Annotated in this window: 14 protein-coding genes; 11 read left to right on the top strand and 3 right to left on the bottom strand. The window is 61.7% G+C overall.

The features are described 5' to 3' along the window. The first annotated feature begins 84 nt into the window (after positions 1–84). A complete protein-coding gene (locus AC3WWR_RS29520) occupies positions 85–954 on the top strand; it encodes an aldose 1-epimerase (RefSeq protein WP_432669500.1) in 870 nt (289 codons plus the stop codon). Between the two features lie 114 nt (positions 955–1068). On the opposite strand, the gene AC3WWR_RS29515 is transcribed toward AC3WWR_RS29520, so the two are convergent. Beyond that, a complete protein-coding gene (locus tag AC3WWR_RS29515) occupies positions 1069–1875 on the bottom strand; it encodes a sulfite exporter TauE/SafE family protein (RefSeq protein ID WP_020798310.1) in 807 nt (268 codons plus the stop codon). Between the two features lie 162 nt (positions 1876–2037). Between AC3WWR_RS29515 and AC3WWR_RS29510 the strand changes: the two genes are divergently transcribed. Continuing rightward, positions 2038–2901, top strand: coding sequence for an MBL fold metallo-hydrolase (locus AC3WWR_RS29510; RefSeq protein WP_020798309.1), 864 nt, complete (start codon positions 2038–2040; stop codon positions 2899–2901). 58 nt (positions 2902–2959) lie between these two features. Here the strand turns inward: AC3WWR_RS29510 and bkdR are convergent, their stop codons facing one another. Next, on the bottom strand, positions 2960–3448 hold the full coding sequence (bkdR, locus tag AC3WWR_RS29505) for a Bkd operon transcriptional regulator BkdR (protein WP_008059350.1): 489 nt from the start codon (positions 3446–3448) through the stop codon (positions 2960–2962). A gap of 185 nt (positions 3449–3633) precedes the next feature. On the opposite strand from bkdR, the gene AC3WWR_RS29500 reads away from it, so the two are divergent. The 5 genes from AC3WWR_RS29500 (at position 3634) to AC3WWR_RS29480 (ending at position 9770) form a co-directional block, all read left to right on the top strand. After that, a complete protein-coding gene (locus AC3WWR_RS29500) occupies positions 3634–4869 on the top strand; it encodes a 3-methyl-2-oxobutanoate dehydrogenase (2-methylpropanoyl-transferring) subunit alpha (RefSeq protein WP_083348943.1) in 1236 nt (411 codons plus the stop codon). 1 nt (position 4870) lies between these two features. After that, positions 4871–5929: an alpha-ketoacid dehydrogenase subunit beta gene (locus AC3WWR_RS29495; protein WP_020798523.1), complete on the top strand. Its 1059-nt coding sequence runs from the start codon at positions 4871–4873 to the stop codon at positions 5927–5929. Then, a complete protein-coding gene (locus AC3WWR_RS29490) occupies positions 5930–7201 on the top strand; it encodes a dihydrolipoamide acetyltransferase family protein (protein ID WP_083348942.1) in 1272 nt (423 codons plus the stop codon). It abuts the gene before it with no gap. A gap of 18 nt (positions 7202–7219) precedes the next feature. Further along, complete coding sequence (gene lpdA, locus AC3WWR_RS29485; protein WP_492599288.1) at positions 7220–8602, top strand: dihydrolipoyl dehydrogenase; 1383 nt, start codon at positions 7220–7222, stop codon at positions 8600–8602. Positions 8603–8750: 148 nt separating this feature from the next. Further along, a complete protein-coding gene (locus AC3WWR_RS29480; RefSeq protein WP_492599287.1) occupies positions 8751–9770 on the top strand; it encodes a branched-chain amino acid aminotransferase in 1020 nt (339 codons plus the stop codon). Positions 9771–9896: 126 nt separating this feature from the next. Here AC3WWR_RS29480 and AC3WWR_RS29475 read toward each other — a convergent pair whose 3' ends face one another. Next, on the bottom strand, positions 9897–10235 hold the full coding sequence (locus AC3WWR_RS29475) for an FKBP-type peptidyl-prolyl cis-trans isomerase (RefSeq protein ID WP_151142442.1): 339 nt from the start codon (positions 10233–10235) through the stop codon (positions 9897–9899). Positions 10236–10379: 144 nt separating this feature from the next. On the opposite strand from AC3WWR_RS29475, the gene AC3WWR_RS29470 reads away from it, so the two are divergent. The 4 genes from AC3WWR_RS29470 to AC3WWR_RS29455 all read left to right on the top strand — a co-directional run bounded on the left by AC3WWR_RS29470 (position 10380) and on the right by AC3WWR_RS29455 (position 14818). Continuing rightward, the gene (locus tag AC3WWR_RS29470) at positions 10380–11435 is read left to right on the top strand and encodes a M4 family metallopeptidase (RefSeq protein WP_033045606.1); all 1056 of its coding nucleotides are present in this window, start codon (positions 10380–10382) and stop codon (positions 11433–11435) included. Next, the gene (locus AC3WWR_RS29465; protein WP_432669498.1) at positions 11432–11755 is read left to right on the top strand and encodes a protealysin inhibitor emfourin; all 324 of its coding nucleotides are present in this window, start codon (positions 11432–11434) and stop codon (positions 11753–11755) included. Before AC3WWR_RS29470 ends, AC3WWR_RS29465 begins: the two co-directional genes overlap by 4 nt. A gap of 105 nt (positions 11756–11860) precedes the next feature. Next, a complete protein-coding gene (locus tag AC3WWR_RS29460; RefSeq protein ID WP_020798530.1) occupies positions 11861–13669 on the top strand; it encodes a monovalent cation:proton antiporter-2 (CPA2) family protein in 1809 nt (602 codons plus the stop codon). A gap of 57 nt (positions 13670–13726) precedes the next feature. Then, positions 13727–14818, top strand: a complete 1092-nt coding sequence (locus AC3WWR_RS29455; protein ID WP_492599286.1) for a DNA alkylation repair protein — start codon at positions 13727–13729, stop codon at positions 14816–14818. The last annotated feature ends 79 nt before the right edge of the window (positions 14819–14897 follow it).

The raw sequence follows: 14897 nt of genomic DNA, 5'->3' as shown, positions 1-14897 counted from the left end.
GGCGATGGCGTTCTCAAGGGCGCCATCGCCAGCAAGCCGGCTCCTCCAAAGGCAATCCGTGCATTCCCTTTACCGCTGGTGAACATGAAACCCACATTGCTCGAACTCGAAGACGAATTCACCCGCCTCACCCTCGCCCCCGAACTCGGCGGCAGCATCGTCAACTGGTCCGTGCGCCACACCGGCCAGCCGTTGTTGCGACACGCCGATGAGCACGCATTGAACACGGGCCTTCCCGGCAAACTGGGCTGCTTCCCTTTGGTGCCGTGGTCCAACCGCATTGCCGAAGGGGGCTTCGATTGCCCGGATGGCTGGCTGGCCCTGGCGCCCAATAGCCTCACCGATCCTCTGCCGATTCATGGCAGCGCCTGGCAGCAGCCTTGGAAGGTAGTCTCCAAAACGCCTAACGACGTGGTGCTGCAACTCGATAGCACCGAGCCCTTTGCCTATTGCGCCCGCCAACGTTTCCATCTCGATAAAGGCAAGCTGAGTATCGAGTTGAGCGTTACCCATCTGGCCGAACACGCGGCCTGGCATGGCTTGGGCCTGCACCCTTATCTGCCCCGAAGCGCTGGCACGCGATTACAGGCAAAGGCCGGGCAAGTGTGGCTGTGCGACACCACCAGACTACCAACCGGGCTGAGTGCATTACCTGCCGAATGGGATTTCCAGCAGCCCAAGGCCCTGCCCCAGACACTGGTCGACAACGGTTTCTGCAACTGGGATGGCCACTGCCTGATTCAGCAACCCGACCTTGGTTACGAGCTGGAATGCCAGGCCACCGGCAGCGATTACTACCTGCTCTATTGTCCGCCAGGACTGGGTTTTTTCTGCATCGAACCGGTCAGCCACCCGGTCAACGCGCACCACTTGCCAAGTCGGCCCGGGTTGCGTTTGCTGGAGCAGGGCCAATCGGCAGAATTGACCTTCACACTGCATTACCGCCCTTTGTAGGAGCGAGCATGCTCGCGATGAACCCAAGAACGCCGCGGGGTGTCAGGCTTCCCGCGTTATCGTTGACCTCCATCGTCGGTACGCCGCCCGGAGCATGCTCGCTCCTACAAGAATTCAGAGACCTGCCCGCAATAGCATGTAGGCGGAGACTGCCAGGCAGATGCTCGCAAATCCCACCTGCAGCGCCCGCGCCGGCACTCGCGCGCAAAGCTTTCGGCCGATGATCATGCCCACGATGCTGGCGGCGATAAAGGCCATGCCAGACCCGTCGATGCGCACCCCGGCATGCAATGCGCCGATCACGCCGATGGCCGAGATCAGGCTGATGACCATCAGGGACGTGGCAATGATGCCGCGCATCTGCACGTCGGTCAGCTGCTTGAAGGCCGGCACGATCAGAAACCCGCCGCCCACACCCAGCAAGCCAGAGACTACACCGGTCACCGCACCGAGGGCCGCGAGGGTCGCAGTGCATTTGGCGGTCCAGGAAAAGCGCCCGGTCTGCTGATCGAGCATGCAGTTCTTCTGGCCCCAGTTGGCGTGACCATGATCGCTGGGCCCCTGGTCCTTGCGCTCGCGACGCAACATCCGTGCAGCCACCATGACCATCAGCAGACTGAACAGGATCATCAGGACTTTTTCCGGCAGTCGATGGGCGAAGTAGATGCCCAGCGGGGAAAACATCGCGCCCAGCAAGGCAATCAACAGCGCCGCGCGATAGCGTACCAGGCCATGGCGCAAGCCATCGATGGCACCGACCGCCGCTGCGCTGCCTACGGCGAACAGCGCGACGGGCGCCGCCGTGGTCATGCTCCAGCCCAGCCCCAACACCAGCGCCGGCACTGCAAGAATACCGCCCCCGGCCCCGGTCAAACCGAGCACCAACCCCATGACCACACCAAAAAAACTCGCCAGCAACATAGAACGCTCGTAATCCATGACAAAGGCCGGGAACGCCCGGTATCGATAGAGTGACAGGATAGAGCCCGCAGCGTTTTTTTCATCAACTGAATGTGTCGTGGGCTGGTCAGCGCAGGGAAAATGAATCTAACCTCATGACTTGCCCCTGAAGAAAAAACCCACATGCCCGCCCTCATTGAAGCTTTTTATGACGACGCCTCGTCAACCTACAGTTACGTCATCTACGAAACCGATGGCGGACAATGCGCGATCGTCGATCCGGTACTCGACTACAACCCGGCTGCCGGACGGACCGGCACCCTGCAGGCCGACCGGATCATCGCCTTCGTGCGCGAGCACCGCTTGCAGGTGCAATGGCTGCTGGAAACCCACGCCCACGCCGATCACCTGTCCGCCGCGCCTTACCTGCGCCGGGAACTGGGCGGCAAGATCGCCATCGGCCAGTCGATCTGCAAGGTGCAGGGCGTGTTCAAGACCCTGTTCAACCTTGAGCCGGAGTTTTGCATTGACGGCTCGCAGTTCGATCACCTGTTCGCCCCGAACGAGTCATTTCGCATCGGCAACCTCAAGGCCACCGCCTTGCATGTACCTGGCCATACCCCGGCGGACATGGCTTACCTGGTCGACGGCGACGCGATCCTGGTTGGGGACACCCTGTTCATGCCCGACGTCGGAACCGCCCGCTGCGACTTTCCTGGCGGCGACGCCCATCAGATGTTTGCCTCGATCCACAAGCTGCTGGCCTTCCCTGCCAGCGTGCGCCTCTTCGTCTGCCACGACTACCCGCCCGAGGGCCGTGAACCGCACTGCATGAGCACCGTTGGCGAACAACGCAAGAGCAACATCCACGTGCGCGACGGCATCGACGAAACCGCGTTCGTCGACATGCGCACCCGACGCGATGCCGGGTTGGGCATGCCGACGCTGCTGCTGCCAGCGATTCAGGTCAATGTGCGGGCGGGGAACCTGCCGCCGGCGGAGGACAATGGCGTGGTCTACCTGAAAATCCCCCTGAACAAGTTCTGACCCCCCCCTCGATCGTTCCCACGCGGAGCGTGGGAACGATCAAGGCAGGAGCACCGTATCAGGTGCCTAAGGTCAAGCCATTGGCAGGCAACGGCAGCGCCGTCTTGTAGCGCACCTGCTTGAGCGCAAAGCTCGAACGGATATTGGCAACGCCGGGGACTTTGGTGAGGAAATCCATCATGAAGCGTTCCAGCGACTGAATGGTCGGCACCAGCACCCGAATCAGGTAATCCGGATCGCCGGCCATCAGGTAGCACTCCATCACCTCGGGCCGATCGGAGATCGCCTCTTCGAAATGCTGCAACGCCTCCTCCACCTGCTTTTCCAGGCTGACGTGGATGAACACATTGACGTGCAGCCCCAGCAGATCGGCGTCCAGCAGGGTCACCTGCTCACGAATCAAGCCCAACTCCTCCATCGCCTTGACCCGGTTGAAGCATGGCGTCGGTGACAGGTTGACCGAGCGTGCCAGGTCGGCGTTGGTGATGCGTGCGTTCTCCTGGAGACTGTTGAGAATGCCGATATCGGTACGGTCCAGTTTGCGCATGAGACAAAAACACCTGTTTTTTATGTTTATGCAGATTTTTTATCTGGAAATGACCTTGAACGCAACGAAACACAGAAAAATATTCTTCTTGGCCGGGCCTATGATTGTTGTAGGACAAGATTTCTTCCACCGAATGAAATCTGTCAGCTCACTACAAGAAATTCACAAGATCGAGCGTAGAAGCCATGAACCAAGCGTACGAACCGCTGCGCCTGCACGTCCCCGAACCCTCGGGTCGCCCCGGCTGCAAAACCGACTTCTCCTACCTGCACCTGACCGACGCCGGCACAGTGCGCAAACCCCCTATCGACGTTGAACCGGCTGACACGGCAGACCTGGCCCGTGGCCTGATTCGTGTGCTCGACGACCAGGGCAATGCCTTGGGCCCGTGGGCCGAAGGCGTACCGGTGGACATCCTGCGCAAAGGCATGCGTGCCATGCTCAAGACGCGGATCTACGACAACCGCATGGTGGTCGCCCAGCGCCAGAAAAAAATGTCGTTCTACATGCAGAGCCTCGGCGAAGAAGCCATCGGCAGCGCCCAGGCCCTGGCCTTGAACATCGACGACATGTGCTTCCCGACCTACCGCCAGCAAAGCATCCTGATGGCCCGCGACGTACCGCTGGTGGACCTGATTTGCCAACTGCTGTCGAACGAGCGCGATCCGCTCAAGGGACGTCAGTTGCCGATCATGTACTCGGTCAAAGATGCCGGTTTCTTTACCATCTCTGGCAACCTCGCCACCCAATTCGTCCAGGCCGTAGGCTGGGCCATGGCCTCGGCGATCAAGGGCGACACCAAAATCGCCTCGGCCTGGATCGGCGACGGTGCCACCGCCGAGTCGGACTTCCACACCGCTCTCACTTTCGCTCACGTGTATCGCGCGCCGGTGATCCTCAACGTGGTCAACAACCAGTGGGCCATCTCCACCTTCCAGGCGATTGCCGGTGGTGAAGCCACCACCTTCGCCGGGCGTGGCGTCGGTTGCGGCATCGCCTCGCTGCGGGTCGACGGCAACGATTTCTACGCGGTCTACGCCGCCTCTGCCTGGGCCGCCGAACGCGCGCGCCGCAACCTCGGCCCGACCATGATCGAATGGGTCACCTACCGCGCCGGCCCGCATTCCACCTCGGACGATCCATCCAAGTACCGTCCTGCCGACGACTGGAGCCACTTCCCGTTGGGCGATCCGATCGCGCGCCTCAAGCAGCACCTGATCAAGGTTGGCCACTGGTCCGAAGAAGAACACACCGCCGTCAGCGCCGAACTGGAAGCCGAGGTGATCGCCGCGCAGAAAGAAGCCGAACAGTACGGCACCCTTGCCGGCGGCCAGATTCCAAGCGCCGCGACCATGTTCGAAGATGTCTATAAAGAGATGCCGGAGCATTTGAAGCGCCAGCGTCAAGAGCTGGGGATCTGACATGAACGATCACAACAACAATATCCAGCTGGATACCGCCATGACCACGACCACCATGACCATGATCCAGGCCCTGCGCTCGGCCATGGATGTGATGCTTGAGCGCGACGACAACGTCGTGGTGTTCGGCCAGGACGTCGGTTACTTCGGCGGCGTGTTCCGCTGCACCGAAGGCCTGCAGGCCAAGTACGGCACCTCCCGGGTGTTCGACGCGCCGATCTCCGAAAGCGGCATCGTCGGCACTGCAGTAGGCATGGGCGCCTACGGCCTGCGCCCGGTGGTGGAGATCCAGTTCGCCGACTACGTCTACCCGGCCTACGACCAGATCATTTCCGAAGCCGCGCGCCTGCGTTATCGCTCGGCTGGCGAATTCACCGCGCCGTTGACCTTGCGCATGCCTTGCGGTGGCGGTATCTACGGCGGCCAGACCCACAGCCAGAGTATCGAGGCGCTGTTCACCCAGGTGTGCGGCCTGCGCACCGTCATGCCGTCCAACCCCTACGACGCCAAGGGCCTGCTGATCGCCTCGATCGAAAACGATGATCCGGTGATCTTCCTCGAGCCCAAGCGCCTGTACAACGGTCCGTTCGACGGCCACCACGACCGTCCGGTAACCCCTTGGTCGAAACACCCCGCCGCCCAGGTTCCAGACGGCTATTACACCGTGCCGCTCGATGTCGCCGCCATTGCCCGTCCGGGCAAGGACGTCACGGTACTGACCTACGGCACCACCGTGTACGTGTCGCAAGTGGCCGCCGAGGAAAGCGGCGTGGATGCCGAGGTCATCGACCTGCGCAGCCTCTGGCCGCTGGACCTGGAAACCATCGTCAAGTCCGTGAAGAAAACCGGGCGCTGCGTGATCGTCCACGAAGCGACTCGTACTTGCGGTTTCGGTGCCGAACTGACGGCGCTGGTGCAAGAGCACTGCTTCCACCACCTGGAAGCGCCGATCGAACGCGTCACCGGTTGGGACACCCCCTACCCGCACGCGCAAGAGTGGGCGTATTTCCCAGGGCCGTCCCGTGTGGGCGCGGCGTTGAAACGGGTCATGGAGGTCTGAATGGGCACGCACGTTATCAAGATGCCGGACATTGGCGAAGGCATTGCAGAAGTTGAGTTGTCACAGTGGCACGTCAAGGTCGGCGACATGGTCGTCGAAGATCAGGTGCTGGCCGATGTCATGACCGACAAGGCAATGGTGGATATTCCGTCGCCGGTGCATGGCAAGGTGATTGCCCTTGGCGGTCAGCCAGGTGAAGTGATGGCGGTCGGCAGCGTGCTGATCAGCATCGAAGTCGAAGGCGCGGGCAACGTCAGGGAGTCTGCGCAACCGGCACCGGTAAAAGAAGCAACGGTCGCTGCGCCGAAAGTCGAAACCACGGTGGAGACCAAACCGGTCGCTGCCGCTGCACCGAAAGCCGCCGCCTGCCAGGGGCCAATGGTCGCCCGCGAAGCCGATGAGCGTCCCCTGGCCTCCCCGGCGGTGCGCAAGCATGCGCTGGACCTCGGTATCCAGTTGCGCCTGGTTCGTGGCACTGGCCCGGCGGGTCGTGTGTTGCACGAAGACCTCGAGGCCTATCTGGCCCAGGGTCAGTCGAATGCCTCAACCGTCAGCAGCGCTTACGCCCAGCGCAACGACGAAGAACAGATCCCGGTGATCGGCATGCGGCGCAAGATCGCCCAGCGCATGCAGGACGCCACGCAACGCGCGGCCCATTTCAGCTATGTCGAGGAAATCGACGTCACTGCCGTGGAAGAACTGCGTGCGCACCTCAACGAAAAACACGGTGCCAGCCGCGGCAAGTTGACCTTGCTGCCATTCCTGGTGCGCGCCCTGGTCGTCGCCCTGCGTGATTTCCCGCAGATCAACGCGCGCTACGATGACGAAACCCAGGTCATCACCCGCTTGGGCGCGGTGCATGTCGGTATCGCCACCCAAGCCGATATTGGCTTGATGGTGCCCGTGGTTCGCCATGCCGAGGCTCGCAGCCTGTGGGACAGTGCCGCTGAAATCGCCCGATTGGCCACGGCCGCCCGTAACGGCAAGGCCAGCCGCGACGAACTGTCCGGCTCGTCCATCACCCTGACCAGCCTCGGCGCGCTGGGCGGCATCGTCAGCACCCCGGTGCTGAACCTGCCGGAAGTGGCGATCGTCGGCGTGAACAAAATCGTCGAGAGGCCCATGGTGATCAAAGGCCAGATCGTGATCCGCAAGATGATGAACCTCTCCAGCTCCTTCGATCACCGGGTGGTCGACGGCATGGACGCGGCACAATTCATCCAGGCCGTCCGTGGCCTGCTCGAACAACCCGCCACCCTGTTTGTGGACTGATTTTTGCCGGAGAGCACCATGCAAACTTTGCACACTACGCTGCTGATCATCGGCGGCGGCCCTGGCGGCTATGTGACCGCGATCCGTGCTGGCCAACTGGGCATTCCGACCATCCTGGTGGAAGGCCAATCCCTGGGCGGCACTTGCCTGAACATCGGCTGCATTCCGTCCAAGGCACTGATTCACGTGGCTGAACAGTTCCACCAGACGCAACAGCACAACCAGCACTCGGCCCTGGGTATCAGCGTTTCGGCGCCGACCCTGGATATCGGCAAAAGCGTGGAATGGAAGGACGGTATCGTCGACCGCCTGACCACCGGTGTCGCCGCCCTGCTGAAAAAGAACAAGGTCCAGGTCGTTCAAGGCTGGGCCAAGGTCGTCGACGGCAAAACCGTCGACGTCGGCGACACGCGCATCCAGTGCGAGCACCTGGTGCTGGCCACTGGCTCCAAAAGCGTGAACTTGCCGATGCTGCCGATTGGCGGGCCGATCATCTCCTCCACCGAAGCGCTGGCACCGAGATCCGTGCCCAAACGCCTGGTCGTGGTGGGTGGCGGCTACATCGGCCTGGAACTGGGGATTGCCTATCGCAAGCTCGGTGCCGACGTCAGCGTGGTCGAGGCCCAGGAACGCATCCTGCCGGCCTACGACGGCGAACTGACCCAGCCCGTGCACGACGAATTGAAGAAACTTGGCGTGAAACTTTACTTGAAGCATAGCGTGCAAGGCTTTGATTCATCAGCAAATACCTTACAAGTACGCGACCCGGATGGCGGCATCCTGAACCTGGAGACCGATCAGGTACTGGTGGCCGTGGGTCGCAAGCCAAACACCGAGGGCTGGAACCTAGAAACGCTGGACCTTGCGATGAACGGCGCGTCGATCAAGATCGATCACCGTTGCCAGACCAGCATGCGCAACGTCTACGCCATCGGCGACCTCAGTGGCGAGCCGATGCTCGCCCACCGGGCCATGGCCCAGGGCGAGATGGTGGCCGAACTGATCAGCGGCAAGCACCGCGAGTTCAACCCCGCCGCCATCGCCGCCGTCTGCTTTACCGACCCGGAACTGGTGGTGGTCGGCAAGACCCCGGACGAGGCCAAGGCGGCAGGTCTTGACTGCATCGTGTCGAACTTCCCGTTCGCCGCCAATGGCCGGGCAATGACGCTGGAGTCCAAGAGCGGCTTCGTGCGCGTGGTCGCTCGTCGGGACAATCATCTGATCGTTGGCTGGCAGGCGGTGGGCGTCGGCGTCTCCGAATTGTCCACGGCATTCGCGCAAAGCCTGGAAATGGGTGCGCGGCTGGAAGACATCGGCGGCACTATTCATGCGCATCCAACGCTGGGCGAGGCGGTGCAGGAAGCGGCGTTGCGGGCGCTTGGCCACGCACTGCATCTGTGACCCCCACGCATGATCGTTCCCACGTTCTGCGTGGGAACGATCAAATCCGGGCTGCGAAATGGGTCCGGAATGAAGTATTGTTGTCCCCATCCAGAAAACGTCAGAAACATTGAACCGTTTCGGCGGTTGTTAAGTGATAGAGGGTGTCATGGGTAACGAAAGCATCAATTGGGACAAGCTGGGTTTTGACTACATCAAGACCGACAAGCGCTATCTGTCGCACTGGCGTAATGGCGAGTGGGACGCAGGCACCCTGACCGAAGACAATGTGCTGCACATCAGCGAAGGCTCCACGGCCCTTCACTATGGCCAGCAATGCTTCGAGGGCCTGAAGGCCTACCGCTGCAAGGACGGTTCGATCAACCTGTTCCGCCCGGACCAGAACGCCGCACGCATGCAACGCAGCTGCGCGCGCCTGCTGATGCCACAGGTGTCCACCGAGCAGTTCATCGAAGCGTGCAAGGAAGTGGTGCGCGCCAACGAGCGTTTCATCCCGCCTTACGGCACCGGCGGCGCGCTGTACCTGCGTCCGTTCGTGATCGGCGTGGGTGACAACATCGGCGTGCGTACCGCACCCGAGTTCATCTTCTCGATTTTCTGCATCCCGGTCGGCGCCTACTTCAAGGGCGGCCTGACCCCGCACAACTTCCTGATCTCCAGCTACGACCGCGCGGCCCCGCAAGGCACGGGCGCAGCCAAGGTCGGTGGCAACTACGCCGCCAGCCTGATGCCAGGCTCCCAGGCCAAGAAGGCGCACTTCGCCGACGCCATCTACCTGGACCCGATGACCCACACCAAAATCGAAGAAGTCGGTTCGGCCAACTTCTTCGGGATCACCCACGACAACAAGTTCGTGACCCCGAACTCGCCGTCGGTGTTGCCGGGCATCACCCGCCTGTCGCTGATTGAGCTGGCTAAAACGCGCCTGGGCCTGGAAGTGATCGAAGGTGACGTGTTCATCGACAAGCTGTCGGACTTCAAGGAAGCCGGCGCTTGCGGTACCGCCGCCGTGATCACGCCAATCGGCGGCATCAGCTACAACGACCACCTGCACGTGTTCCATAGCGAAACCGAAGTCGGCCCGATCACCCAGAAGCTCTACAAAGAGCTGACCGGCGTGCAAACTGGCGACGTCGAAGCGCCAGCGGGCTGGATCGTCAAGGTTTGACCTGACGTCCACTGCAATAAAAAAGCGCCGCCCCCGAATTCGAGGGCGGCGTTTTTTTTGGCTCTTTCCCCTACAGGGATACAAACGGTCTCAACGGATCGGCGTTCGTGTTTCCATGTTCCGCACTCAATCGTCCCGCGTCAGCACTTCCAGCAATTCAATCTCGAATATCAGGTTCGAATTCGGCGGGATCTTGCCCATCGTACGCTCGCCATAGGCCAGGTGCGCCGGGACCAGCAATTTGCGCTTGCCACCGACCTGCATGCCCATCAGGCCCTGGTCCCAACCCTTGATCACCCGACCGGTGCCGATCACGCACTGGAACGGCTTGCCTCGACTGTAGGAAGAGTCGAATTCGCTACCGTCCTCCAGCCAGCCGCGGTATTGGGTGGTGATCAGTGCGCCTTTGACGACGGCCTTGCCGTCACCCGGTTCAAGATCAATGATTTGCAGTTCGTCGTTCATGTTCTTAACTCATCTACAGTGCCCTGGACTTGCGGGCGCGGACGCAGGTTTTCGCAGAAACTGCTGCCAATGGCAACCGGCGGAACCGAATACCCCTGCGCCGCTCACATAAGTATCGACTTCGCGCTCAGAAAGGATGCTCTGATGACTGACCTGCGCAGTTTCATTCCGCCCTACATTCTGCACCGTATCGTCGCGCATGGATCTGAACACCAGCGTTCCAGCGCAATGAGCACACTGGCCCATGTGCGTACCCTTCGGCATACGCCTGGCCCACCGGTGCGTCCAGCTGCCGCCGCGATCCTGCCGGCAACCTCCAAACGTGGCCAGGTACAGCGCAGCGTGCATGATGCCCAGGGCAAGATGCTCCTGCCCGGCATGCCGGTGCGCCTCGAAGGCCAGGCGCCGAGCGGTGATCCGGCGGTCGATGAGGCCTACGACGCGCTGGGGGCCAGCTACGATTTCTTTTGGAAAGTGTTGGGCCGCGACTCCATCGACGATAAGGGTTTCGCCCTGATCGGCAGCGTGCATTATGGCCAGGACTATGAGAACGCCTTCTGGAACGGATCGCAGATGGTCTTCGGTGACGGCGATGGGGAAATCTTCCAGCGCTTCACCCGCTCGCTGGACGTGGTCGGGCACGAGCTGACCCACGGCGTGGTCGAGAGCGAAGCGGGCCTGGTGTATGCCGACCAGTCCGGGGCGATGAATGAATCGCTGTCGGATGTGTTTGGCGTGCTGACCAAGCAATACCTGCTGGGGCACACCGCCGACCAGGCGGACTGGCTGATCGGCGCGGATTTACTGACCCCGCGGATCAAGGGCGTCGGTTTGCGCTCGATGGCCCACCCGGGCACCGCCTATGACGACCCACTGCTGGGCAAGGACCCGCAACCGGACCACATGCGCAAATTCGTGATCACCCAGGAGGACAATGGCGGCGTGCACATCAATTCCGGCATTCCCAATCGGGCGTTTTACCTGGCCGCCAAGGCCTTGGGTGGATTCGCCTGGGAAACAGCCGGGCTCATCTGGTACGACGCACTGTGTGACAAGCGCTTGAGTCATGAGACGTCATTCAGTGCCTTTGCAAAACTCACCGTGGAGCATGCGCGTCGGCGCTTCAGCGCCAATGAAGCGCGGGTGGTGCAGCGCGGCTGGTCACAAGTAGGCGTCGAGACGACGCAGGAGGCACCATGAAAACCCTGCCGACACTGGACGACCGGGCCGTTGTGCGCCTGTCTCGCCAAGGTGGCTTTGCCGCAATCCAGGCCCTGACGCGCCCCCGGGAAATCGAATTCGCGCAATGCGATCTCGAGCAGCGTTCGCGCCTCTGTGGCCTGCTCGAAGGGTGCTTGCCGCTGGACAGCTCGGCCTCGGGTGGGGGGGATCAGCGCTTTTACCAGATCGAGCTGCACTACCGCGCAGGCGAACAGGACGACCAAATGGTGCTGAAAGTGCCGGAAAACCAGGCCCCCGCTGAGCTTGTACGGCTCTGGGACCTGGGCGAATTGCTGTAGTGCGACGGCGATGTCCGCTCGACAACTGTTTTGCGCGATAGCCTTGAACCCAGGCCAGCCTTTATCCTTGTCGACCCGCCGTACCGAGTTGATGGAGTTTTTCTAATGCCCCATGAAGGCAGTCTGTTGCAAGCCGCAGTCGTATTTCTGCTCGCCGCCGTACTCACCGTTCCCCTGGCCAAGCGCCTGCAATTGGGCGCGGTGCTGGGTTATCTGTTTGCCGGCGTGATCATCGGCCCCTCGGGGCTGGGCCTGATCGGCAATACGGAAAGTGTCGCGCACATCTCTGAACTCGGCGTGGTGTTGCTGCTGTTCATCATCGGTCTGGAGTTGTCGCCACGGCGCTTATGGGTGATGCGCAAGGCGGTGTTCGGCGTCGGTCTGGCGCAAGTACTGCTGACAGGTGCGCTGCTGGGTGTATTGGCGCTGTATGTCTTCGGGCAACCGCTGAACACCTCGATCGTGCTGGGCCTGGGCCTGGCCCTGTCGTCCACCGCCTTCGGCCTGCAAAGCCTGGCCGAGCGCAAGGAACTGACCAGCCCCCACGGCCGCCTGGCGTTCGCGATCCTGCTGTTCCAGGACATCGCCGCGATCCCGCTGATCGCCATGGTGCCGCTGCTGGCAGGCAGTAGCGCAAACGTCAGCGCGGTCGACGATGTCAACCAGGGCCTGCGTGTGCTGGTCAGTATTGCCATTGTGGTGATCGGCGGACGCTACTTGCTGCGTCCGGTGTTTCGCGTGGTCGCCAAGACCGGCTTGCCGGAAGTGTCCACCGCGACCGCGTTGCTGGTGGTGATGGGCACCGCCTGGCTGATGGACCTGGCCGGTATTTCCATGGCCCTCGGTGCATTTCTTGCCGGCCTGCTGCTGGCAGACTCCGAATACCGGCACGAGCTGGAAGCACAGATCGAACCCTTCAAGGGCCTGCTGTTGGGGCTGTTCTTCATGAGTGTCGGCATGGGCGCCAACCTCGGCCTGCTGCTGCGTGAGCCCATCGTGGTGCTGGGGCTGACCCTGCTGCTGATCGCCGTCAAGCTGCCGTTGCTGTTTGTCGTCGGCCGCCTGGCCGGCGGTTTGAACAAGATCAGCGCCATTCGCCTGGGCATCGTGCTGGCGGCGGGTGGTGAATTTGCCTTTGTGGTGTTCAAGATCGGCCGTGATCATGGTTTGTTCGATCCACGCCTGTACGACTTGCTGGTGCTGGCGATCACCCTGTCGATGGCGTTGACGCCCCTGTTGATGTTGTTGTGCGCCCGACTGGTTAGCCCGAAGGTGCAACCGGTGGTGGTTCCGGAGCAATTTCGCGCAATCGACGCCGATGAGCCCCGTGTGGTGATCGCCGGCATGGGCCGTATGGGGCAGATCGTCGCGCGTATCCTGCGGGCTCAGAACATCAAGTTCGTGGCCCTCGACACCTCGGTGGAAACCATCGAACTGTCGCGCAGCTTCGGCGGCGTACCGGTGTATTACGGCGACCCGATGCGTCCGGAAATCCTCAGCGCGGCCAAGGTTGCGGATGCCGAGTTCTTCGTCATCGCCACCGACGACCCGGACACCAACATCAAGACCGCCGAACTGGTGCACAAGCTCTATCCGCACATCAAGATCATTGCCCGCGCCCGCAACCGCCAGCATGTGCATCGCCTGGTGGACCTGGGCGCCCACGCCGTGCGCGAAACCTTTTACTCCAGTCTGGAAATGAGCCGGCAGACATTGATCGGCCTGGGACTGACGCCCGAACAGGCCGATGCACGGATCAAGCGTTTCAAGCATCACGACGAACAGGTGCTCGAAGCCCAGCACGCGATCTACGACGACGCGGTGAAGGTCAAGCAGACGGCGCAGGAAGCGCGGGCGGAACTGGCACGGTTATTCGAATCGGACCAGCTGGAAGAGCAGGCGAAGAACGGTTGAGATGAATGTGCCGGCCTCCTGGCCGGCACCCCGCCCCTATCACACACGGACTCCAACATGGCTGGCGACACCGCTCTCAAGGAAATCTTCAACGCCGAGCGCCTGCGGCACATCGCCGCCGAGATGACGGCGGTGTATCCCGACTTCGACGCCAAGGGTTTCCTGAAACTGGCCAACCATGACCTGGCCGAATTGTCGGTGATGCGGCGCCTGGCCCGCGTCAGCGAATGCTTGCACGCGGTATTGCCGCTGGGTTATGAAGCATCGCTGGAAGTACTGCGCGCCCTCGCCCCTCGCCTCAACAGCGGTTTTGTCAGCATGTGCCTGCCGCATTACGTGGCGACCTATGGCGCGGAGCGGTTCGAACTGTCGATGGAGGCGCTCAAGTACTTCACCGCATTCGGTTCCTCGGAGTTCGCCATCCGCCATTTCCTGCGCGACGATTTGCAACGCTCGCTGCAATTGATGCATGACTGGTCGCTGGACGCCAACGAACATGTCCGGCGCCTCGCCAGCGAAGGTTGCCGGCCGCGCCTGCCCTGGTCGTTTCGCCTGGAGCCGGTCCAGGCCGACCCGCGACTGGCCGCCGGGATCCTCGACAACCTCAAGGCCGACCCCAGCCTTTACGTGCGCAAGTCCGTGGCCAATCACCTCAATGACATCACCAAGGACCAGCCCGAGTGGGTACTGGACCTGATCGAGGGCTGGTCGCTGGACAACCCGCACACCGCTTGGATCGCCAGGCATGCCCTGCGCAGCCTGATCAAACAGGGCAACCTGCGCGCCCTGGCTATCATTGGCGCGGGCGGCAAACCTGAAGTCCAGATCATCGATGTGCAGGTCAATCCGCCGGTGATCGGGCTCGGCGAAAAAATCACCCTGTCCTTTGCGGTCAAGTCCACGGTACACAACAGCCAGCGCCTGGTGATCGATTACGCCATCGACTACGTCAAGGCCAACGGCAGCACCTCGGCCAAGGTCTTCAAGCTCAAGGCCTTGACGCTACCAGGCAACGCCACACAACCGATCACCCGCGGCCAACACATCAAGGAACTGACCACCCGCCGGCATTACGCGGGCAAGCATGCGGTACATGTGTTGGTGAATGGCGAGCGGCTGGCCAGTACGGCGTTTGAAATCCTCGCCTGAAACACGGTCTCCCTCTGTAGGAGCTGCCGCAGGCTGCGATCTTTTGATCTTGAAAAATCAAAAGATCGCAGCCTGCGGC

The sequence above is a fragment of the Pseudomonas sp. EB271-G4-1 genome (assembly GCF_058791355.1).
Note: the sequence above shows the minus strand (reverse complement) of the source record. Positions and strands in the feature narration are given on the sequence as shown.